This window comes from Pseudomonas sp. Pse35 (genome assembly GCF_024519715.1).
In the GTDB taxonomy this organism is placed as follows: Bacteria; Pseudomonadota; Gammaproteobacteria; order Pseudomonadales; family Pseudomonadaceae; genus Aquipseudomonas; species Aquipseudomonas paracarnis.
Map to the genome: position 1 here is coordinate 213,198 of NZ_JALJRP010000002.1, position 20,227 is coordinate 233,424.

Below are 20,227 nucleotides of genomic sequence, written 5' to 3' on the forward strand. Positions count from 1 at the left end.
CCTCTGAATATTTGAACCGTTAAACCGCGGCAGCGCCGCCGACGATTTCCGAGATCTCTTGGGTGATCGCAGCCTGACGCGCCTTGTTGTAGATCAGCTGCAAATCGCTGATCAGATCACCGGCGTTATCGGTAGCGTTTTTCATCGCGATCATCCGCGCCGCTTGTTCAGCTGCGTTGTTCTCGACCACCGCCTGGTACACCTGCGACTCCACGTAGCGCACCATCAAGCCGTCAAGCAGCTCTTTGGCGTCTGGTTCGTAGAGGTAGTCCCAGTGGTGCTTGAGTTCCTGATCCGGAGTCGCCACCAGTGGAATCAATTGCTCCACGGTTGGCTGCTGGGTCATGGTGTTGATGAACTTGTTGGATACCACGGAGAGGCGGTCAATACGGCCTTCCAGGTACGCATCCAGCATCACCTTCACACTGCCGATCAAATCATTGATCGACGGCTCTTCACCCAGGTGGCTGATAGCTGCAACGACGTTACCGCCGAAGTTGCGGAAAAAGGCCGCACCCTTGCTACCAACAACACACAGATCAATCTCGACGCCGTTTTCGCGGTTTACCGCCATGTCCTTGACCAGGGCCTTGAACAGGTTGGTATTCAGACCACCGCACAAACCACGGTCACTGCTCACTACCACATAACCCACACGCTTGACGGCGCGGTCGATCATGAACGGGTGGCGGTATTCCGGGTTGGCGTTGGCCAGATGCCCAATTACCTGGCGGATACGCTCCGCATAAGGACGGCTAGCAGCCATGCGCATTTGTGCCTTGCGCATTTTGCTGACCGCCACTTTTTCCATGGCGCTGGTAATTTTTTGCGTGCTTTTGATGCTCGCAATCTTACTGCGAATCTCTTTTGCGCCTGCCATGTAACACCTATCAGGTTAGCAAGCGGGAGCCTTGCGGCTCCCGCTGCGGCTTACCAGGTTTGGGTGGCCTTGAACTTCTCGATACCGGCTTTCATGCCAGCGTCGATATCGTCATTGAAGTCACCCTTCACGTTGATCTTCGCCATCAATTCGGCGTGATCGCGGTTGAAGTAAGCAATCAGCGCTTGTTCAAAGCTGCCGACCTTGGCGATTTCAACGTCGGTCAGGAACCCACGCTCAGCGGCATACAGCGACAACGCCATGTCAGCGATCGACATTGGGGCGTATTGCTTCTGCTTCATCAACTCGGTAACGCGCTGACCATGCTCAAGTTGCTTACGGGTCGCTTCGTCCAGGTCAGAAGCGAACTGGGCGAATGCCGCCAGTTCACGATACTGAGCCAGAGCGGTACGGATACCACCGGAGAGCTTCTTGATGATCTTGGTCTGAGCGGCACCACCCACACGGGATACCGAAACACCGGCGTTCACTGCAGGGCGGATGCCCGAGTTGAACATGGCCGATTCCAGGAAGATCTGACCGTCAGTGATGGAAATCACGTTGGTCGGAACGAACGCGGAAACGTCGCCAGCCTGGGTTTCGATGATCGGCAGTGCGGTCAGGGAACCGGTTTTGCCGGTCACTGCGCCGTTGGTGAACTTCTCTACGTACTCTTCGGAAACGCGGGATGCGCGCTCCAGCAGACGGGAGTGGAGATAGAACACGTCGCCTGGGTAAGCTTCACGGCCTGGTGGACGGCGCAGCAGCAGGGAAATCTGGCGATAAGCCACTGCTTGCTTGGACAGATCGTCATAAACGATCAGCGCGTCTTCACCGCGGTCGCGGAAGAATTCACCCATGGTGCAGCCGGAGTACGGTGCCAGGAATTGCAGCGCAGGAGATTCCGAAGCACTGGCAGCCACGATGATCGTGTTGGCCAGGGCGCCGTTTTCTTCCAGCTTGCGAACTACGTTGGCGATGGTCGATTGCTTCTGACCGATGGCTACGTAGACGCAGAAAATGCCGCTGTCTTTCTGGTTGATGATCGCGTCGATCGCCAGAGCGGTTTTACCGATCTGACGGTCACCGATGATCAGCTCACGCTGGCCACGGCCGACTGGGATCATGGCATCGACAGCCTTGTAGCCAGTCTGTACAGGCTGGTCTACCGACTTACGCCAGATCACGCCTGGAGCAACTTTCTCGACCGCGTCGGTCTCGGTGTTGCCCAGTGGACCTTTACCGTCAACAGGGTTACCCAGTGCGTCGACTACGCGACCCAGCAGTTCCTTACCAACCGGAACTTCCAGGATGCGGCCTGTGCACTTGGCGCTCATGCCTTCAGCCAGACTGGTGTACGCGCCCAATACAACGGCACCTACGGAGTCTTGCTCCAGGTTGAGGGCCATACCGTAGACGCCGCCCGGAAACTCGATCATCTCGCCGTACATTACGTCGGCCAGACCGTGAATCCGCACGATGCCGTCAGATACGCTGACGACAGTGCCTTCGTTACGGGCTTGGGAGGTCACATCGAGCTTGTCGATGCGGCCCTTGATAATTTCACTTATTTCGGAAGGATTGAGTTGCTGCATTGCTCTGCTGCCCCTTCAAACTCAAGATTTCAATGCTTCGGCAAGTTTCGCGATTTTGCCGCGAATCGAGCCATCGATAACCAGGTCGCCGGCACGGATAACAACACCACCAATAAGCGATGCGTCCTCCGAAGCTTGCAGGCGCACTTCCCGATTGAGTCGTGCACTGAGAACCTTGGCGAGTTTGTCTTGCTGTTCTTGGTTCAATGCGAAAGCACTGGTCACTTCAACGTCTACCGATTTCTCTGCTTCGGCCTTGTACAGGTCGAACAGAGCGGCGATCTCCGGCAATAGCGGGAGACGGTCGTTTTCGGCAATGACGTGGATGAAGTTCTGCACCTTCACATCAAACTTGTCGCCGCACACTTCAATAAAAGTGGCGGCCTTGTCTGCGCTCGTCAGGCGCGGGGCCTTGAGCACGCGCTGCATGGTGTCGTCTTGCGACACTGCTGCAGCCAGGCCGAGCATGGCTGACCAAGAGGCCAGCTGCTGGTGGGCCTGGGCGTGCTCGAAGGCTGCCTTAGCGTAAGGTCGGGCCAACGTGGTCAGTTCTGCCATGATCGCCCTCGCTTAAATTTCAGCAGCCAGTTTGTTAACCAGCTCCGCGTGCGCGTTTTGATCGATTGTGGCACCGAGGATCTTCTCAGCACCGCCAACGGCCAGAGCACCCAGTTGGGCACGCAGCGCGTCTTTGACACCGTTCAGTTCCTGTTCGATCTCGGCATGAGCCGAAGCCTTCACACGGTCAGCTTCGACGCGGGCTTTTTCAACAGCCTCTTCGACGATCTGGTTACCGCGTTTCTTGGCTTGCTCAATGATCTCGGCTGCCTGTGCTTTAGCTTCGCGCAGTTGCTGACCCACTTTCTCGTGGGCCAACTCCAGGTCGCGAGCTGCACGGCTGGCAGCGTCCAAACCATCCGCGATCTTCTTCTGACGTTCGTGCAAAGCCGCGATGACCGGAGGCCACACGAACTTCATGCAAAACACTACAAAAATGAAGAACGCAACGGATTGGCCAATCAGGGTTGCATTAATGTTCACGCCAACACCTCGCTCATTCGTTGTCCATCACCCCAATCACTCGAAAAGTCGAGTGATTAGCCAGCGAGTTGACCAACGAAGGGGTTCGCGAAGGTGAAGAACAGTGCGATACCAACGCCGATCATGGTCACGGCGTCGAGCAGGCCGGCGACGATGAACATTTTAACTTGCAGCATTGGGACCATTTCTGGCTGACGCGCTGCGCCTTCCAGGAATTTGCCGCCCAGCAGGCCGAAACCAATGGCAGTACCCAGGGCGCCCAGGCCGATCAACAGTGCAACAGCGATAGCGGTTAGACCAACTACAGTTTCCATCTTTCCTCCCGACTTTTACGTCGTATGGTTTAGGTTTTTTAGATTTTAAAGCGGTAAAACAAATCGTTTCATAGCCCTGTTGGGCCACCTTCCCGTTTGACCGGGAAGGACATCAGACTAGTCGAGACTGGTCTTAATGGTTCTCTTCGTGCGCCATCGACAGGTAGACGATGGTCAGCATCATGAAGATGAAGGCCTGCAGGGTAATGATCAGGATGTGGAACACAGCCCACGCCCACTGCAGAACTACGCCCAGGCCGCTAAGCCAGAGCAGACCGCTGCCGAACATCACAGCGATCAGAATGAACACCAGCTCGCCGGCATACATGTTGCCGAACAGTCGCAGAGCCAGGGAAATCGGCTTGGCGATCAGGGTGACGAATTCCAGCAGGAAGTTCACCGGGATCAGCAGGGCTTGAACGAAGATGTTCTTGCTGCCGAACGGGTGCAGGGTCAGTTCGCCGATGAAGCCGCCGATGCCCTTGACCTTGATGCTGTAGAAAATGATCAGCGCGAATACCGACAGAGCCATGCCCAGTGTGGCGTTCGGGTCAGTGGTGGATACGGCGCGGAATGGAATGTGCGGGTCGCCGGAGATCGCCATGGCCAACTGAGGAATCCAGTCCACCGGAATCAGGTCGACGGCGTTCATCAGGAACACCCAGACGAAGATGGTCAGTGCCAGCGGTGCAATCACCGGGCTACGGCCATGGAAGCTGTCTTTCACGCTGCCATCGACGAATTCGACCAATACTTCAACGAAGTTCTGCAAAGCACCTGGCTGACCGGAAGTCGCCTTCTTTGCCGCCATGCGGAAAATCAGAACGAAGATCAGGCCCAATGCGACCGACCAACCCAGAGTATCCAGGTGGAAAGCCCAGAAACCCATTTCTTTGGCTTCTGCTGCGGTGTGGGCAAAGCCCCAGCCGCCATTAGGAAGCTGACCGAAGGTCAGGTTCTGCAAGTGGTGCTGGATATAGCCCGAAGCGGTTGTTTCTGCCATGGTTGCCTCAAACGCCCTAAGGTTTCGAAAGTCTTGTTTTCATTAGCAGGGGAGCGAACCAGCTGACCAGTTGGGTCAACACGAAGACGCCGAATACAGCCAGCGGCGCCAATGGCTTCACACCTGCAAAGGTCAGTGCAAACAGCACTGCCGTCAAAATCAGTTTCCCCGCCTCGCCGGCATAAAAAGACCGGACGATAGCCTGGGCTGCTCGGGCGCCGGAAAACCGAAAGGCCCTGTGAGCAAAATACATATTGGGCAGCAAGGCTATCAGGCCTCCGCAGAGTCCTGAATACCCGGCTACGACTCCATGCCAATACCAAAGCGCCAATGCGGCGATCAGCAAAATGACAAATTGAGCCAGTAGAACCGGAAAAACAGCCAAGCGATGGAACGGCAACGTGTTTGGCGTGCGGGTTTCCATCACTCTTGCTCCTCAATGGTCGGCTGCCGGAAATCAATAACTTGGCATAATTTGTGCCGACAAAATGCGCGCAGAGTATAGGGGCGGTTCAGCCCCTATTCAACTGTCGGGTAGTGATTTCCGATCACGCGCTACATAAGCAAATGTTTCAGCGGATGTGGGCAAGGACGCCTTGAAGCTCGTCAAGGGAGTTATATCCGATGACCAATTGCCCTTTGCCCTTCTTGCCGTGACGAATTTGCACCGCAGAGCCCAGGCGCTCGGCCAGGCGCTGCTCGAGTCGCGCGATATCCGGATCAGGTTTGGCGGTTTCGACCGGTGCAGGTTTGCCGCTGAGCCACTGGCGCACCAGCGCTTCAGTCTGACGCACGGTCAGGCCTCGTGCGACAACGTGTCGCGCCCCTTCAACCTGTTGATTTTCCGGCAAACCGAGCAACGCACGGGCATGGCCCATTTCCAGGTCGCCGTGGGACAACATGGTCTTGATCACTTCCGGCAGCGCGATCAAACGCAACAAGTTGGACACGGTGACGCGGGACTTGCCCACTGCCTCGGCCACTTGTTGCTGGGTGAGCTGGAATTCCTGCTGCAAACGCTGCAACGCAATCGCTTCTTCGATCGGGTTGAGGTCTTCACGCTGGATATTCTCGATCAACGCCATGGCGATCGCGGTTTCATCCGGCACATCGCGCACCATCGCCGGGATGGTTTCCTTGCCGGCCTGCTGGCTGGCACGCCAGCGGCGCTCCCCGGCGATGATCTCAAAGCGGCCACCGCCAATGGGGCGCACCACGATGGGCTGCATCACGCCCTGGGCCTTGATCGAGTTGGACAGTTCTTCCAGGGCCTGGGGGTCCATGTCCCGACGTGGCTGGTATTTGCCCCGCTGGATCAGGTCCAGCGGCAAGTGCTGCAGCTCGCGCTCGTCGGCCTGCACCGCTTGTTCTTCAAGCGATGTGACGGTCGGACCACTCAACAGTGCATCCAGTCCACGTCCGAGACCTCGTTTCTTGACGGCCATGGGGATTCCTTAAGTTGGCTGGGCTGCAGCGGTGCGTGAATTACGGCGTTGGCGGCGAACCATCTCGCCAGCCAATGCCAGGTAGGCAATGGCACCACGCGAGGATTTGTCGTACGCCAGCGCGGGCATGCCATAGCTTGGCGCTTCGGCCAGGCGGATGTTGCGTGGAATCACGGTGTCGTACAACTGATCGCCAAAGTGTTCCTTGAGCTGCGCCGACACATCGTTCATCAGGCTCAGGCGCGGGTCATACATCGTACGCAGCAGGCCTTCGACTTTCAGGTTCGGGTTGAGCAACTCGGCAATTCGCTTGATGTTATCCACAAGGTCGCTCAAGCCTTCGAGAGCGAAGTACTCGCACTGCATGGGGATAATTACCCCATCGGCGGCAACCAGCGCGTTAAGCGTGAGCATCGACAGCGACGGTGGACAGTCGATCAAAATGTAATCGTAGTTTTCGCGAATGGGCGCCAGGGCGCTGCGCAGACGGCTTTCTTTCATCTGCATTTCCAGCAGCACCACTTCCGCCGCGGTCAGATCGCGGTTGGCCGGCAGCAGTTGGTAACCGCCGTGCTCGGAATAGTGCATGGCCTGGGCCAGGTCGCATTCGCCAATCAGCAAATCGTAGACCGAGTTTTCCAGGCCGTGTTTATCCACACCGCTACCCATGGTGGCGTTGCCCTGTGGATCGAGATCGATCAACAGCACCCGACGCTTGGTCGCGACCAGGGATGCTGCGAGGTTGATACAGGTGGTGGTTTTACCCACGCCACCTTTCTGGTTCGCTATCGCGAATACCTTAGCCATTCTTGCTTGTGTTCCCAATCATGCCGTGCGGCGCAGTATCAGCAGATGGCGTTGGCCTTGGCAACCAGGTACGGCCAAGGCGTGTTCGCTATCGAGGTGGAAGTCTGCCGGCAATGCTAACAGCTCGTCGCTTGGATGAACGCCCTTCATTGCCAACCAGCGGGTATCACGGTCGCCCAGGTGGCGTGTCCAGTTGCTGAAGTTCTCCATGCTGCTGAACGCCCGAGACACGATCCCGTTGAAAGGCAGTTCAGGCGTGAATGCTTCGACACGACTGTGGATAACTTGCAGGTTATCCAGCTTGAGTTCGAGTTTGACCTGGGTCAGGAAGCGGGTTTTCTTGCCGTTGCTGTCCAGGCAGGTCACGTGGGACTCGGGAAACAGGATCGCCAACGGGATGCCAGGCATGCCGCCGCCGCTGCCCACATCGAGCCAACGGCCATTTTCGATAAACGGCATCACGCTGAGGCTGTCGAGCAAATGCCGCGACACCATCTCGTCTGGGTCACGCACTGCTGTCAGGTTGTAAGCCTTGTTCCATTTGATCAACAGGGCCAGGTAGCCCAGCAGTAGCTCATGCTGGGGTTCGGTCAGGGCTACGCCCAACTGGCGCGCTCCTGTGGATAACTCTTCGGCGTGTTGCGAGGTGACCAACGAACTCAAGCGCTTTGCTCCAACTGACGGCCCGCGCCGCGTTTTTTCAAATGAATCATCAACAGCGAGATGGCTGCCGGAGTGACGCCAGGGATACGTGAAGCCTGCCCGAGGGTTTCCGGCCGAGTTATCCCCAACTTGCTTTGAATTTCTTTCGATAACCCGGAAATTCCGGTGTAGTCGATATCCACAGGAAGTTTGGTGTCTTCACTGGCGCGCAGCCGAGCGATCTCGTCCTGCTGGCGATCAATGTAGCCTGCGTATTTGGTCTTGATTTCAACCTGTTCGGCAACCTGTGGGTCTTCTGCGCCCTGGCCAGTCACTTCGACCAGACCAGCGTAGTCGATTTCCGGGCGGGAAAGCAGGTTGAGCAAGTTGTATTCATGGGTCAACGGCGTGCCGAATTTTTCTGCAATGGCGTCGCCTTGCTCCGTGCCCGGGCGAACCCAGGTACTTTTCAGACGCTGTTCTTCGAGCGCAATGCTTTCGCGTTTTTTGCAGAAGGCCGCCCAGCGGGCGTCATCGACCAGGCCCAGCTCGCGACCTTTTTCGGTCAAGCGCAGGTCGGCGTTGTCTTCGCGCAGGATCAGACGGTATTCCGCCCGAGATGTGAACATCCGGTACGGTTCCTGGGTACCCAGGGTAATCAGGTCGTCGACCAATACGCCGATGTAGGCTTCATCGCGACGCGGGCACCAGCTGTCTTTGCCTTGTGCACGCAATGCTGCGTTGGTCCCGGCCAGCAAACCTTGGGCCCCGGCTTCTTCATAACCGGTAGTGCCGTTGATTTGGCCGGCGAAGAACAGGCCGCCGATCACTTTGGTTTCCAGGCTGTATTTCAGGTCGCGCGGGTCGAAGTAGTCGTACTCGATGGCGTAGCCCGGACGCACGATGTGCGCGTTTTCCATACCGCGAATCGACTGCACGATCTGGATTTGCACATCGAACGGCAGCGAAGTGGAAATTCCGTTGGGGTACAGCTCGTGGGTGGTCAAGCCTTCGGGTTCGATAAAGACCTGGTGGCTTTCCTTGTCGGCAAAGCGGTGGATCTTGTCTTCGATCGACGGGCAATAACGCGGGCCAATGCCTTCGATCACCCCGGAATACATCGGCGAACGATCAAGGTTCGCGGCAATGATTTCGTGGGTTCGGGCGTTGGTGTGGGTAATCCAGCAGCTGACCTGTTTCGGGTGCTGTTCTTTGGAACCCATGAACGACATGACCGGGATCGGCGTGTCGCCGGCTTGCTCGGTCATCATCGAGAAATCCACAGAACGCCCATCAATGCGTGGCGGGGTTCCGGTTTTCAAACGGCCGACGCGCAGCGGTAGTTCACGCAGACGTTTTGCCAGGGCAATTGACGGCGGGTCACCGGCACGACCACCGGAATAATTTTGCATACCGATGTGGATAAGTCCGCCGAGGAACGTGCCCGTGGTCAGTACGACCGAATCTGCATGAAAACGCAGACCCATTTGCGTAACGACACCGCGTACCTGGTCCTGCTCGACGATCAAGTCATCGGCGGCCTGCTGAAATATCCACAGGTTCGGCTGGTTTTCCAGGGTTTCGCGTACCGCTGCCTTGTACAGGATGCGGTCGGCCTGAGCCCGGGTAGCACGTACGGCCGGGCCTTTTCGGCTGTTGAGCACGCGAAATTGAATACCACCCTTGTCGGTGGCCATCGCCATTACCCCGCCAAGGGCATCGATTTCCTTGACCAGATGGCTTTTGCCAATCCCGCCAATTGCGGGGTTGCAACTCATGGCACCGAGGGTTTCCACGTTATGCGTCAGCAACAGGGTTTTTACGCCCATGCGTGCTGACGCCAGTGCTGCCTCGGTACCGGCATGACCGCCGCCGATGACGATCACTTCAAAACGGGAAGGGAAATCCACCACGCACCTCGTGCCTGCTTATGTAGGTAATCAGGAATTGTTTGTTGAAAGGGTTCTACAGCTTTGGCGGCAAGTATAGGGACTTCGCCCTTCCTAAAGAACCCTTTGCACAAAATTTAACCAGCTGTGGATGAATCACAGACAATAGAAATTAAAAGAGAGAAATTTATTAAATCTTTGTTTTTATGTTTATTTATACTGAGCAACATTTCTGTGGATAGATCTCTGCAGGCCTTTATTTTCAATGTGTACAGAGATTCAAAACGTTGTGGTCATCTGCCGATGAGGCCCTTGGATAAGTGCTTTAAGCCTGTGGATTAAACGACTGGTTATCCACAGGTGGGTTTTTGCTCAGGTTTCAGGCCCTGTTATCAACTGGGCACAACCGCGGTTATTCACAGGGCTTAATCCACAGAAACGGCCGATTTCGTCCACGGCAAAGCTGGGAATTAATCCCGGGTGGGACAAAAACAGATCTATTGTGGGAAAACACTGGGCCAGTTAATAATAGCGATTATCATTAACCTACCTTGTCGCGACTATGCCTTCCTCCTCACATACCGCAGCGGTCCAGCACATCTATGAACAGCACCATTCGTGGTTGCGCGGATGGCTCAAGGGAAAATTGCATAACGCCAGCGATGCAGCCGATGTGGCCCACGATACGTTCGTGCGCATGCTCGGTGGATGTCACGCAGCGCAGATCCGTGAACCACGGGACTATCTGACGACCATCGCCAGGGGTCTGGTGATTGACCGCTACCGGCGGCACGCCATCGAGCAGGCCTACAGGCAAACCCTGGCAGAGCGTCCCGAAACCACAGCTATCAGTGAAGAAGACAAGGCAATCATCATCGAAACCCTAGTGGCTGTGGATAAAGCGCTGTCTGGCCTGGGTGAGCGGGCACGGCGAATTTTCGTGCTCGCACAGATTGAAGGGCTGACTTATCAACAGATCGCCGATCAACTGCAGGTATCGCTGACCACGGTGAAGAAACACATGATCCGCGCCCTCACCGAATGCTCCCTGATCATGGCCAGCCGGTAATGGTCAGCCCCGACCGCAAGACGTTCGAGGCCGCTGCCAGTTGGTACGTGCAATTTCAGTCGCAACCACCGACGCCCGCACAACATCAAGCCTGGCAGCAGTGGCTTAATCGTGACCCATCCCACCAGGCGGCTTGGAACCAGATGGAGCAGTTGCAGCGCAGCCTTGGAGCCCTGTCCCCTGACCTCACACGCCGCGCGTTGTCCACCACGCAACAGCGGCGCCAGGTCCTCAAGTGGATGCTGGTGCTCGGCGGCAGTGGCTATCTGGGGTGGAACGTCCAGCAACATACGTCGCTGGGCAACATATGGGCTGATTACCGCACGTCGGTGGGCCAGAGGCGACGCATCGAGCTGGCGGATGGCACGCAGATCAATCTCAATACTCATACCGCTATCGATGTGGCATTTGATGGGCGACAACGTTTGATCCGTCTGCGCGAGGGTGAAGTGCTTATCCACACCGGCACACGGGGTGGGCACTTACCGTTTTATGTCGAAACTCGCCAAGGCCGGGTCCAGGCGCTGGGCACTCGGTTTACTGTGCGCCAACTGCCGGACGCCACGCGGGTTGGTGTCTTGGAAGAACGGGTTGAGATATCCCCCGGCGACCAACCCGAACTTCGCCGCACTATTGGCGCGGGTGAGAGCGCAGAGTTTGATCGGCGCAATGTGCGCGCTGCCCAGCGATATGGCGGAGTACAGGCCGCCTGGGTCGATGGCCAACTGATCGTGCTCGATGCTCGGCTGGGAGAAGTTATCGATGAGTTGGCGCGCTATCGGCCGGGCGTATTGCACTGCGACCCAGCCTCTGCAGGCCTACGCGTTTCCGGGACCTTCCGTCTGGACTCAACCGATGCCGTCCTCACTAACCTGCAAGCGAGCCTGCCGATTCAAGTGAAATACTTTACGCGCTATTGGGTGTCGGTCACCCGAATCGGCTGATCGAAAAAATAATCCACAGAGGGTTATCTTTTTTTGACCTGGTGCGGCCCTACAGGTAATCACGACGCTACCTTCAGGGCTTACTCACCTATGCGCCTTCCCACCCCGCTCCGCAAACGACTTTCCTGCCACAGCATGACCTACGGTCTGCAGTTCATCACCGCTACCACCGGTGTGTTGTTAGCCACCGCCGTCACGGCCGCCAGCGCAACGCAATACTATGCAATTGCCGCTGGCCCGCTGGACAATGCGTTGAGCCAGTTTGCTGCCAGGGCCAATGTGATTCTGTCCTTCTCCCCCCAGCAAACCGCGCGTTTGAATACGCCGGGGCTGCAAGGTGACTATTCGGTGGACCAGGGCTTTGCGCTGCTGCTGCAGAACTCGGACCTGCAGGCGGTCGCACAAGCTCCCGGCAGCTATGTATTACAGGCGGCCCCTGCTGGCCGACTCACGTTGGCACCCACCACTGTGAGCACTTATCAACAGGGCGGCTTCAATCAAGAGATCGCCGGGGATGTAGGCTACAAGGCGCAGAACAGCCGGATCGGCACGAAGACCAGCACACCGCTGTCCGAGACTCCGCGTTCGGTGTCCGTTGTCACTGGCCAGCGTATCAAGGACCAGAAATCTCAAACCCTGACAGACGTGTTGGGCTACGTACCGGGAATCTTCGCCCCACCGTTCGCTGCGGGCGACGGCTTGGCAGGCGATCTGTTTTTCATTCGCGGTTTCAATGCCACGGATTACGGCTACGGCCTGCTGCGAGATGGCCTGCGAGTTCAAGGCAATCGATACGACACCACCAGCGAACCCTACGGCCTGGAACGGGTCGAGATTTTCCGCGGCCCGTCTTCCCTGCTCTACGGTGAAAACGCACCCGGTGGTTTGGTTAATCTGGTGAGTAAACACCCGACTGCAACCCCGCAAGGCGAGGTGCAGGTGAATTATGGTTCGAATAATCGACGCCAGTTGGGTGTGGATATCTCGGGCCCGCTCAACGACAGTGACAATATTCTGGGCCGGGTGGTGATGCTGGGGCGTAAATCCGACACACAGACCGATCACGTCCCGGACGATCGTCTATATATCGCGCCATCCCTGACCCTGAACTTCGACGACTACAACACCCTGACGCTGCTGGCCAACTACCAGAAAGACCATACCAACCTGGAACTTGGCCTACCCGCCGCCGGTACGCTGCTTACAAATCCCAACGGGAAGCTGTCCAAACACACCCTACTGGGCAATCCGGACTGGAACACATTTGAACGCGAAGCGTGGAGCACCAGCTATGAGTTCAGCCACAGCTTCAATGATGACTGGCAGTTCCGTCAGAACTCGCGCTATATGCAGTCACGCATCAACCGGCACGAAACCTGGCCTGGCTCATTGAATAACGGTGGCTTCGGCACCCGGCTGAACATGAACGCCTATGACCGCTACAACAAATCGATGGTCTATTCCCTGGATAACCAGCTCGAAGGCAAGTTCCAGTTGGGCAGTGTGGAAAACACAGTGCTATTGGGCGCCAGCTATGACCGAACCTCGTTCAATCAAGACTGGGATGCGGGTTTCGCCGGCACCATCGATGTGTATAACCCGGTGTACCTGCGCGACCCGCTCACTCCCCTGTCAGTGCAAAACACTTTGCTTGAACAGCAGATGAAAGGGGTTTATGCACAGATCCAAAGCAAATACGACCATTGGCTCTTTCTGCTCGGAGGCCGCCAGGATTGGGTCGACAGCAATTACCGAGACAAGGTCAAGCCATCGAGCAATATCAACTCACAGGATCGTAAATTCACTTACCAGGGCGGGGTGATGTACCAGTTCGACAACGGCCTTACGCCGTATGTCAGCTATTCCACCGCGTTTGTCCCCGTGCAGCAGATCTCCAACGCCGGCTCGCCGTTGAAACCGATCACCAGCAGCCAATATGAAGTGGGCGTTAAGTACGAACCGATCGGCTGGGATACGGCGATGACCGTGTCGGTGTATGACCTGCGCAAGCAGGACGATACCTACCTCGATGCCACCACCAACAGCTATCGCCAAGTCGGTGAAAGTCGCGCCAAGGGCGTGGAAGTCGAGGTCAACAGCAACATCAGCTCCAACTTCAACGTGACGGCGGCCTATACCTACACTGACGCCCGGATAACCAAGGATTCGGCCACTTCGCTGGTAGAAGGCCGTCAGATGACAGGCGTGCCGCGTAACCAGGCTTCGGTGTGGGGCAAATATCGCTTTCTCGACGGCCAACTCAAGGGTTTCTCCCTGGGCGGCGGGGTGCGCTATTTCGACAGTACCTTTTCCTACACCCCGCCTACGCTCTACGGGAAGCTGGACGCAGGAAGCGTCACCTTGGTGGATGCGGCACTGGGTTATCAGATCAACCCACACTGGTCGGTGGACCTGAACGCCAAGAACCTGTTCGACAAGGAATATGTATCCGGTTGCAACGATGCGGGGCGTTGCTATTGGGGTGACAGCCGTACCTTGCTCGGTACGGTGTCTTACAACTGGTAGACGAGGTGGATAACTCGGCTATTTGCCAATGCAAAAGCTGGAGAAAATCCGCCCCAGCAAATCATCCGAGCTGAAAGCGCCGGTGATTTCACCCAGCAGCTGCTGCGCCTGACGCAAATCTTCAGCCAGCAGCTCCCCAGCCCCCGCCAAGGTCAGCTGGGCCCGCCCGTGCTCCAGGGCCGCGCTGGCATGACGCAGCGCTTCCAGGTGCCTGCGCCGCGCACTGAAGCTGCTTTCCGAGGTCTGTTCGTAGCCCATGCATGCTTTAAGGTGCTCGCGCAGCAATTCCAGACCCTCGCCGGCCGATTTCGCGCTCAAGCTGATAGTGACGTGGCCATCTTCACTGGTTTCCAGGGCGATGGCTTCACCCGTAAGGTCGGCCTTGTTACGAATCAAGGTGACTTTGGCCGGGTCTGGCCGTTGTTCAAGAAATTCCGGCCACAAGGCAAAAGGATCCACAGCTTCAGGTGCAGTGGCATCCACCACCAGCAACACACGATCGGCTTCGCTGATCGCCTTGAGCGCACGTTCCACGCCGATCTTTTCCACCTGGTCGTCGGTATCGCGCAGACCTGCGGTGTCGACCACGTGCAGCGGCATACCGTCGATGTGGATATGTTCACGCAAGATATCCCGGGTAGTGCCGGCGATCTCGGTGACGATGGCCGCCTCGCGCCCTGCCAGAGCATTGAGTAGGCTGGATTTGCCGGCATTGGGCCGGCCGGCAATCACCACCGTCATACCATCGCGCAGCAAGGCGCCCTGCCCGGCTTCGCGCAGCACTGTGGATAACTCATCGCGGACTTTATCCAGCATCGCCAATACATGGCCATCCGCCAGGAAGTCTATTTCTTCTTCCGGAAAATCAATCGCGGCTTCGACGTAGATGCGCAGGCTGATCAGTTGCTCGGTCAAGTTATGCACACGCAGGGAAAAAGCCCCCTGCAATGAACGCAATGCGTTACGTGCAGCCTGTGCAGAACTGGCTTCGATCAAATCGGCGATGGCTTCGGCCTGGGCCAGGTCGAGCTTATCGTTCAAGAATGCGCGTTCGCTGAATTCCCCTGGTCTGGCCAGGCGGCAACCCAATTGCAAGCAGCGCTGCAGCAGCATGTCCAACACCACAGGACCACCGTGCCCTTGTAGTTCAAGGACATCTTCACCAGTGAACGAGTTTGGCCCTGGAAAATAGATGGCCAGCCCCTCGTCCAATACGCTGTGGTCGGCATCCAGGAACTGACCGTAATGGGCATAACGGGGTTTCAGCTCCCGGCCGCTGATAGCCTTGGCTGCCACGCCCGCCAATGGCCCGGAAATTCGAACGATGCCGACACCGCCCCGACCTTGAGCGGTAGCGACAGCAGCAATGGTTTCACGAGGAGCGCTCATCAGCGGGTTCCAGAACAAAAGTGACGGAAAGCAAAACGCCCCACTAGGGGGCGTCTTGAGTGGTTATCCACAGAGTAAATTACGCCTCGGCTTTTTTGGTAGCCGCTTCGATTTTACGTGTGATGTACCACTGTTGAGAGATCGACAACACGTTGTTGACCACCCAGTACAGTACCAAGCCAGCAGGGAACCACAGGAAGAAGAAGGTGAAGATGATTGGCATCATTTTCATTACCTTGGCCTGCATCGGATCCGGCGGGGTTGGGTTCAGACGCTGCTGGATAAACATGGTCGCGCCCATGATGATCGGCAGGATAAAGAACGGGTCTTTGATCGACAGGTCAGTTATCCACAGCATGAACGGCGCCTGGCGCATTTCAACGCTTTCCAGCAATACCCAGTAAAGCGACAGGAACACCGGCATCTGTACCAGAATCGGCAAGCATCCACCCAGCGGGTTGATCTTCTCTTTCTTGTACAACTCCATCATAGCCTGCGACATTTTCTGCCGGTCATCACCATGTTGTTCTTTCAGCGCGGCCAGTTTCGGGGCCACGGCACGCATACGCGCCATCGACTTGTAGCTGGCTGCCGACAGAGGGAAGAAAAGCCCTTTGATCAGCATGGTCAGGAAGATGATCGACCAGCCCCAGTTACCCACGATGCTGTGGATATGTTGCAACAGCCAGAAGATCGGCTGGGCAATGAACCACAGGAAGCCGTAGTCCACAGTCAATTCCAGGCCTGGGGACAACTCTTTCAGTACCGCCTGGCTTTTAGGACCGGCGTACAGGGTAGCGCTGGTTTCAGCCTTGGCACCTGGAGCAACGGTCAACGCCGGGCCAGTGAAGCCAATGATGTAATTGCCCTGGCTGTCCTTGCGGGTTTGAACCAGGTTCGCGTCACCCTTGTTCGGAATCCAGGCGGTCACGAAATAGTGCTGCAGCCACGCTACCCAGCCACCTTGGACGGTTTCTTTCAGCGTGCCCTTGTCGATATCTTTCATCGACACTTTTTTGTACGGCTCGTTACTTGTCCACAGGGCGGCGCCCAGGTAAGTGGCGGTGCCGGTGGCGGTGCTGGAAGACGGATCGGAGCTGGCGTCACGCTTGAGCTGGGCAAACAGGTTGCCACTCCAGGCTTTGTCGCTGGTGTTGTCGATCAGGTAAGTGACCTTCAAATCGTACAAACCGCGGGTAAAGCTGAAACGCTTGATGTAGTTGACACCGTCGAGGCTGAATTTCAGGTCGACGTTCAACTGGTTCTGGCCGTCTGCCAGTTGATAAGTCTTTTGTTCGGTCGAATAAACCGGACGACCGGTAGCACGTGCATCCGGACCATTGGTACCAGTCAGGCCGCTTTGTGCCAGATAAGTACGTTCACCGCCGTTATCGAACAGTTGGAACGGCACATCCGGATGGTCTTGGCGACGTGGATACAGCGGCAGCTTCAGCTGTGCGATATCACCACCCTGTGGGTCGATAGCCAACTCGAGCACATCCGTTTTCACGTGGATGAGGTCTTTGTTGGTGACCACTGGCGTTTCTAACGGGGCACTTGTCTCGCCATTCGCGCTGGGTACATCGGCACTCGCGGACGCATTGTTACCCAGCGGGGTGTCCGGAATAGCCGGCGCAGCCTGATTGGTAGCAACATTCTGAGTCGGCAGGGCAGCCTGACCGTAGTCCTGGTTCCATTTAAGGACCATGACATAGGACACGATTGCCAGGGCGACGATCAGGATTGTGCGTTTAATATCCATGATTACTCGGCCATCGAAGAAGAACGGGAGGTAGGGATAGGTGGAACCGGGTCATAACCACCGGGATTCCACGGATGACAGCGACCTAAACGACGAAAGGTCAGCCAGCCACCGCGCAGAAGACCATGATTTTCTATGGCCTCTAACGCGTAGCAGGAACAACTGGGGTAGAAACGACAGTGACTGGCCATCAGAGGACTAATGGCATAGCGATAAAACTGGATCGGAACGATTGCCAGTTTACGCATCAAGGCTGTCTACCCCTACAGTTTCGGTGCTGACTGCTGGTGCTGGCTTGTGGGTACGCGCCAAACGTTTCCAGAGCTTGCCGAAATGCTGAATCAATTCGGGGTTTTCTACATCACCCAAGCCTTTGCGCGCGACGATAACAATATCCCAACCAACCAGAGTGTCCTGGTGGAGGCGAAACGATTCGCGCATCAGACGCTTGAGGCGATTGCGCTCAACGGAGAGCTTTACGCTCTTCTTGCCGATCACCAACCCGAGACGGGGGTGATCAAGATCGTTGTTACGCGCAAGGAGCAGGAGATTTTTCCCCGGAACCTTGCCGGTGGGGGAGTCAAAGACTGCCTTGAAATGCCGGGGGGTTAGCAGACGCTTTTCCCGACTGAAGTCCTGACTCACCACCAGTACCGGATTATCAAACTGCCAGACGCGCACGACCTTTGGCGCGGCGACGCGACAGGACAGCACGGCCGTTCTTGGTAGCCATGCGAGCACGGAAGCCGTGAGTACGGGCGCGTTTGATGGTGCTTGGTTGGAAAGTACGTTTCATGGCGTTGTTACCTGGTTCGTCCACAACGGGCCGGAATGGCCCCCGTTTTAAGAGACCGGCGATTCTAGAGAAAGCAAGCCTCTAGGTCAATTTCCAACCAGCTTTTCCTTTAATTAGATGTCGACGGGGTCCTGACGCCCTTCTCCCCGCTTGGCTTCCATCCGGCATGCGATAGATATAAAAATAAAGAAGGAAGTTATTTAAAGCTTTTCTGTAAAGCTTATAAAAGCTAGGAGCGCGATCATCTGTGGATAACTGCCTTTAGACCTTGTTCCGCGTGGTGTACAGAGAATGACAACACGGGGGAGAAGCAGTGCTCTGCCTGTGCTGCGCTATCGGATAAGCTGTGTGTGGAACGGGCAGTTATCCACAGGCCAGTTACCCACAGACTTTTGACCCCACTTGTGCAACGAGCTCAGGTGGGTTTATCCACAGAGCTTATGCACAGACCACTGGTCGCCTTTTTAGCGGTTAAAGCATTGATTTTGGGTGGCCTGTGAGCAACCTACATGTGGATAAGTGGACGGCTGGTCGCTACAATGGCGGCTGTTTTTGCCTCACCGGCTTTCAACTTAGGGGATATCCGTGTCAGTGGAACTTTGGCAGCAGTGCGTGGAGCTTTTGCGCGATGAGCTGCCTGCCCAGCAATTCAACACCTGGATCCGTCCGCTACAGGTCGAAGCCGAAGGCGACGAGTTGCGTGTCTATGCGCCCAATCGTTTTGTCCTCGACTGGGTCAACGAGAAGTACCTGGGCCGCGTTCTCGAATTGCTCGATGAACATGGCAACGGTCTGGCGCCTGCTCTCTCCTTATTAATAGGCAGCAAGCGCAGCTCGGCTCCCCGCGCCGCGCCGAATGCGCCATTGGCCGCCGCTGCGTCGCAAGCCCAGGCCGCAGTGGCGCCTGTCGCCGCAGCACCTGCACCGACATCTGCGCCGTCCAAGCCGTCTTCGCGCAAAAATGCGCCAGAGAATGAGGAGCCGTCCCGCGACAGCTTCGACCCGATGGCTGGTGCCAGCTCCCAACAGGCGCCTGTGCGCTCCGAGCAACGTACTGTGCAGGTAGAAGGCGCGCTCAAGCACACCAGTTACCTGAACCGCACCTTTACCTTCGAGAACTTTGTCGAAGGCAAGTCCAACCAACTGGCCCGAGCGGCCGCCTGGCAGGTCGCCGATAATCCCAAGCATGGTTACAACCCGCTCTTCCTTTATGGCGGCGTGGGCTTGGGTAAGACGCACTTGATGCACGCCGTCGGTAACCACCTATTAAAGAAGAACCCGAATGCCAAGGTGGTTTACCTGCATTCGGAGCGCTTCGTGGCCGACATGGTCAAGGCCTTGCAGCTCAACGCAATCAACGAGTTCAAACGTTTCTACCGCTCCGTTGATGCCCTGTTGATCGATGACATTCAGTTCTTCGCCCGCAAGGAACGTTCCCAAGAGGAGTTCTTCCACACCTTCAACGCCCTGCTCGAAGGTGGCCAGCAGGTCATCTTGACCAGTGACCGTTATCCGAAGGAAATCGAAGGCCTGGAAGAACGTCTGAAGTCGCGTTTCGGCTGGGGCCTGACGGTTGCAGTCGAGCCACCGGAGCTGGAAACCCGTGTTGCCATCCTGATGAAGAAGGCCGACCAGGCTAAAGTCGATCTGCCGCACGATGCTGCGTTCTTCATCGCCCAACGCATCCGTTCCAACGTGCGTGAGCTGGAAGGCGCGCTCAAGCGGGTCATCGCTCACTCGCACTTCATGGGCCGCGATATCACCATCGAGCTGATTCGCGAGTCCTTGAAAGACTTGTTGGCCTTGCAGGACAAGCTGGTGAGTGTGGATAACATCCAGCGCACCGTGGCCGAGTACTACAAGATCAAGATTTCCGACCTGCTGTCCAAGCGCCGTTCGCGCTCGGTCGCACGTCCACGCCAGGTTGCCATGGCCCTCTCCAAGGAGTTGACCAACCACAGCCTGCCGGAAATCGGTGATGTGTTCGGCGGACGCGACCACACCACGGTCTTGCACGCATGCCGCAAGATCAATGAACTTAAGGAATCCGACGCGGATATTCGCGAGGACTACAAGAACCTGCTGCGTACACTGACTACGTGATGACACCAGCGCAGCTTATTAA

General features: G+C 56.6%; 20 protein-coding genes. 4 read left to right on the forward strand and 16 right to left on the reverse strand.

The genetic code is table 11. The features are described from left to right. Window positions 1-19 precede the first annotated feature (19 nt). The 11 genes from atpG to mnmG form a co-directional block, all read right to left on the reverse strand. Window positions 20-880: a F0F1 ATP synthase subunit gamma gene (gene atpG, locus OC445_RS01645; RefSeq protein ID WP_003233565.1), complete on the reverse strand. Its 861-nt coding sequence runs from the start codon at window positions 878-880 to the stop codon at window positions 20-22. 50 nt (window positions 881-930) lie between these two features. Continuing rightward, window positions 931-2,475, reverse strand: a complete 1,545-nt coding sequence (gene atpA, locus OC445_RS01650) for a F0F1 ATP synthase subunit alpha (protein WP_003195831.1) — start codon at window positions 2,473-2,475, stop codon at window positions 931-933. Between the two features lie 21 nt (window positions 2,476-2,496). Continuing rightward, a complete protein-coding gene (locus OC445_RS01655) occupies window positions 2,497-3,033 on the reverse strand; it encodes a F0F1 ATP synthase subunit delta (RefSeq protein ID WP_003195833.1) in 537 nt (178 codons plus the stop codon). Between the two features lie 12 nt (window positions 3,034-3,045). Beyond that, window positions 3,046-3,516 carry a F0F1 ATP synthase subunit B gene (locus OC445_RS01660; RefSeq protein WP_003195835.1) on the reverse strand — a complete coding sequence of 157 codons (471 nt, stop codon included), beginning with the start codon at window positions 3,514-3,516 and terminating at the stop codon, window positions 3,046-3,048. A gap of 56 nt (window positions 3,517-3,572) precedes the next feature. Beyond that, a complete protein-coding gene (gene atpE, locus OC445_RS01665) occupies window positions 3,573-3,830 on the reverse strand; it encodes a F0F1 ATP synthase subunit C (protein ID WP_002555987.1) in 258 nt (85 codons plus the stop codon). A gap of 133 nt (window positions 3,831-3,963) precedes the next feature. Beyond that, complete coding sequence (gene atpB / locus OC445_RS01670) at window positions 3,964-4,833, reverse strand: F0F1 ATP synthase subunit A (RefSeq protein WP_003195886.1); 870 nt, start codon at window positions 4,831-4,833, stop codon at window positions 3,964-3,966. A 16-nt stretch (window positions 4,834-4,849) separates the two neighbouring features. Further along, window positions 4,850-5,257: a F0F1 ATP synthase subunit I gene (locus OC445_RS01675; RefSeq protein ID WP_010565865.1), complete on the reverse strand. Its 408-nt coding sequence runs from the start codon at window positions 5,255-5,257 to the stop codon at window positions 4,850-4,852. A gap of 148 nt (window positions 5,258-5,405) precedes the next feature. Continuing rightward, window positions 5,406-6,278, reverse strand: a complete 873-nt coding sequence (locus tag OC445_RS01680; RefSeq protein WP_003195890.1) for a ParB/RepB/Spo0J family partition protein — start codon at window positions 6,276-6,278, stop codon at window positions 5,406-5,408. A 9-nt stretch (window positions 6,279-6,287) separates the two neighbouring features. Further along, window positions 6,288-7,085, reverse strand: a complete 798-nt coding sequence (locus tag OC445_RS01685) for a ParA family protein (protein WP_005792605.1) — start codon at window positions 7,083-7,085, stop codon at window positions 6,288-6,290. Between the two features lie 18 nt (window positions 7,086-7,103). Further along, window positions 7,104-7,748 carry a 16S rRNA (guanine(527)-N(7))-methyltransferase RsmG gene (gene rsmG, locus OC445_RS01690; RefSeq protein WP_197900095.1) on the reverse strand — a complete coding sequence of 215 codons (645 nt, stop codon included), beginning with the start codon at window positions 7,746-7,748 and terminating at the stop codon, window positions 7,104-7,106. Beyond that, window positions 7,745-9,637 (reverse strand): tRNA uridine-5-carboxymethylaminomethyl(34) synthesis enzyme MnmG, encoded by a 1,893-nt coding sequence (gene mnmG / locus OC445_RS01695; protein ID WP_014720591.1) that lies wholly within the window; start codon window positions 9,635-9,637, stop codon window positions 7,745-7,747. Before mnmG ends, rsmG begins: the two co-directional genes overlap by 4 nt. A 541-nt stretch (window positions 9,638-10,178) precedes the next feature. Here mnmG and OC445_RS01700 point away from each other — a divergent pair. From OC445_RS01700 to OC445_RS01710, 3 genes are all read left to right on the forward strand, one after another. Further along, window positions 10,179-10,685 carry a sigma-70 family RNA polymerase sigma factor gene (locus OC445_RS01700; protein WP_057975203.1) on the forward strand — a complete coding sequence of 169 codons (507 nt, stop codon included), beginning with the start codon at window positions 10,179-10,181 and terminating at the stop codon, window positions 10,683-10,685. Next, on the forward strand, window positions 10,685-11,629 hold the full coding sequence (locus OC445_RS01705) for a FecR domain-containing protein (protein ID WP_057975202.1): 945 nt from the start codon (window positions 10,685-10,687) through the stop codon (window positions 11,627-11,629). Before OC445_RS01700 ends, OC445_RS01705 begins: the two co-directional genes overlap by 1 nt. A 135-nt stretch (window positions 11,630-11,764) precedes the next feature. Further along, window positions 11,765-14,155 carry a TonB-dependent siderophore receptor gene (locus OC445_RS01710; RefSeq protein WP_410055950.1) on the forward strand — a complete coding sequence of 797 codons (2,391 nt, stop codon included), beginning with the start codon at window positions 11,765-11,767 and terminating at the stop codon, window positions 14,153-14,155. 18 nt (window positions 14,156-14,173) lie between these two features. Here the strand turns inward: OC445_RS01710 and mnmE are convergent, their stop codons facing one another. The 5 genes from mnmE to rpmH all read right to left on the reverse strand — a co-directional run bounded on the left by mnmE (window position 14,174) and on the right by rpmH (window position 18,102). Continuing rightward, window positions 14,174-15,544 carry a tRNA uridine-5-carboxymethylaminomethyl(34) synthesis GTPase MnmE gene (gene mnmE / locus OC445_RS01715; protein WP_014720595.1) on the reverse strand — a complete coding sequence of 457 codons (1,371 nt, stop codon included), beginning with the start codon at window positions 15,542-15,544 and terminating at the stop codon, window positions 14,174-14,176. A 79-nt stretch (window positions 15,545-15,623) separates the two neighbouring features. Further along, window positions 15,624-17,306, reverse strand: coding sequence for a membrane protein insertase YidC (gene yidC, locus OC445_RS01720; RefSeq protein ID WP_054898311.1), 1,683 nt, complete (start codon window positions 17,304-17,306; stop codon window positions 15,624-15,626). Between the two features lie 2 nt (window positions 17,307-17,308). Further along, window positions 17,309-17,554 carry a membrane protein insertion efficiency factor YidD gene (gene yidD, locus OC445_RS01725; protein WP_019816912.1) on the reverse strand — a complete coding sequence of 82 codons (246 nt, stop codon included), beginning with the start codon at window positions 17,552-17,554 and terminating at the stop codon, window positions 17,309-17,311. Next, window positions 17,547-17,954, reverse strand: a complete 408-nt coding sequence (gene rnpA / locus OC445_RS01730) for a ribonuclease P protein component (protein WP_020302575.1) — start codon at window positions 17,952-17,954, stop codon at window positions 17,547-17,549. The genes yidD and rnpA overlap by 8 nt, the downstream gene beginning before the upstream one ends. A gap of 13 nt (window positions 17,955-17,967) precedes the next feature. Further along, a complete protein-coding gene (rpmH, locus tag OC445_RS01735; RefSeq protein WP_003213577.1) occupies window positions 17,968-18,102 on the reverse strand; it encodes a 50S ribosomal protein L34 in 135 nt (44 codons plus the stop codon). A gap of 585 nt (window positions 18,103-18,687) precedes the next feature. Here rpmH and dnaA point away from each other — a divergent pair. Then, entirely contained in the window at window positions 18,688-20,205 is a 1,518-nt protein-coding gene (dnaA, locus tag OC445_RS01740) for a chromosomal replication initiator protein DnaA (RefSeq protein ID WP_003187249.1), read from the forward strand. Window positions 20,206-20,227 lie beyond the last annotated feature (22 nt).

What these genes read in the sequence shown, in the direction of transcription:
- atpG (WP_003233565.1), bottom strand. Translation starts at nt 880, where the DNA reads ATGGCAGGCGCAAAAGAGATTCGCAGTAAGATTGCGAGCATCAAAAGC.
- atpA (WP_003195831.1), bottom strand. Translation starts at nt 2,475, where the DNA reads ATGCAGCAACTCAATCCTTCCGAAATAAGTGAAATTATCAAGGGCCGC.
- OC445_RS01655 (WP_003195833.1), bottom strand. Translation starts at nt 3,033, where the DNA reads ATGGCAGAACTGACCACGTTGGCCCGACCTTACGCTAAGGCAGCCTTC.
- atpE (WP_002555987.1), bottom strand. Translation starts at nt 3,830, where the DNA reads ATGGAAACTGTAGTTGGTCTAACCGCTATCGCTGTTGCACTGTTGATC.
- atpB (WP_003195886.1), bottom strand. Translation starts at nt 4,833, where the DNA reads ATGGCAGAAACAACCGCTTCGGGCTATATCCAGCACCACTTGCAGAAC.
- OC445_RS01675 (WP_010565865.1), bottom strand. Translation starts at nt 5,257, where the DNA reads ATGGAAACCCGCACGCCAAACACGTTGCCGTTCCATCGCTTGGCTGTT.
- OC445_RS01680 (WP_003195890.1), bottom strand. Translation starts at nt 6,278, where the DNA reads ATGGCCGTCAAGAAACGAGGTCTCGGACGTGGACTGGATGCACTGTTG.
- OC445_RS01685 (WP_005792605.1), bottom strand. Translation starts at nt 7,085, where the DNA reads ATGGCTAAGGTATTCGCGATAGCGAACCAGAAAGGTGGCGTGGGTAAA.
- OC445_RS01700 (WP_057975203.1), top strand. Translation starts at nt 10,179, where the DNA reads ATGCCTTCCTCCTCACATACCGCAGCGGTCCAGCACATCTATGAACAG.
- OC445_RS01705 (WP_057975202.1), top strand. Translation starts at nt 10,685, where the DNA reads ATGGTCAGCCCCGACCGCAAGACGTTCGAGGCCGCTGCCAGTTGGTAC.
- OC445_RS01710 (WP_410055950.1), top strand. Translation starts at nt 11,765, where the DNA reads ATGACCTACGGTCTGCAGTTCATCACCGCTACCACCGGTGTGTTGTTA.
- mnmE (WP_014720595.1), bottom strand. Translation starts at nt 15,544, where the DNA reads ATGAGCGCTCCTCGTGAAACCATTGCTGCTGTCGCTACCGCTCAAGGT.
- yidC (WP_054898311.1), bottom strand. Translation starts at nt 17,306, where the DNA reads ATGGATATTAAACGCACAATCCTGATCGTCGCCCTGGCAATCGTGTCC.
- yidD (WP_019816912.1), bottom strand. Translation starts at nt 17,554, where the DNA reads ATGCGTAAACTGGCAATCGTTCCGATCCAGTTTTATCGCTATGCCATT.
- rpmH (WP_003213577.1), bottom strand. Translation starts at nt 18,102, where the DNA reads ATGAAACGTACTTTCCAACCAAGCACCATCAAACGCGCCCGTACTCAC.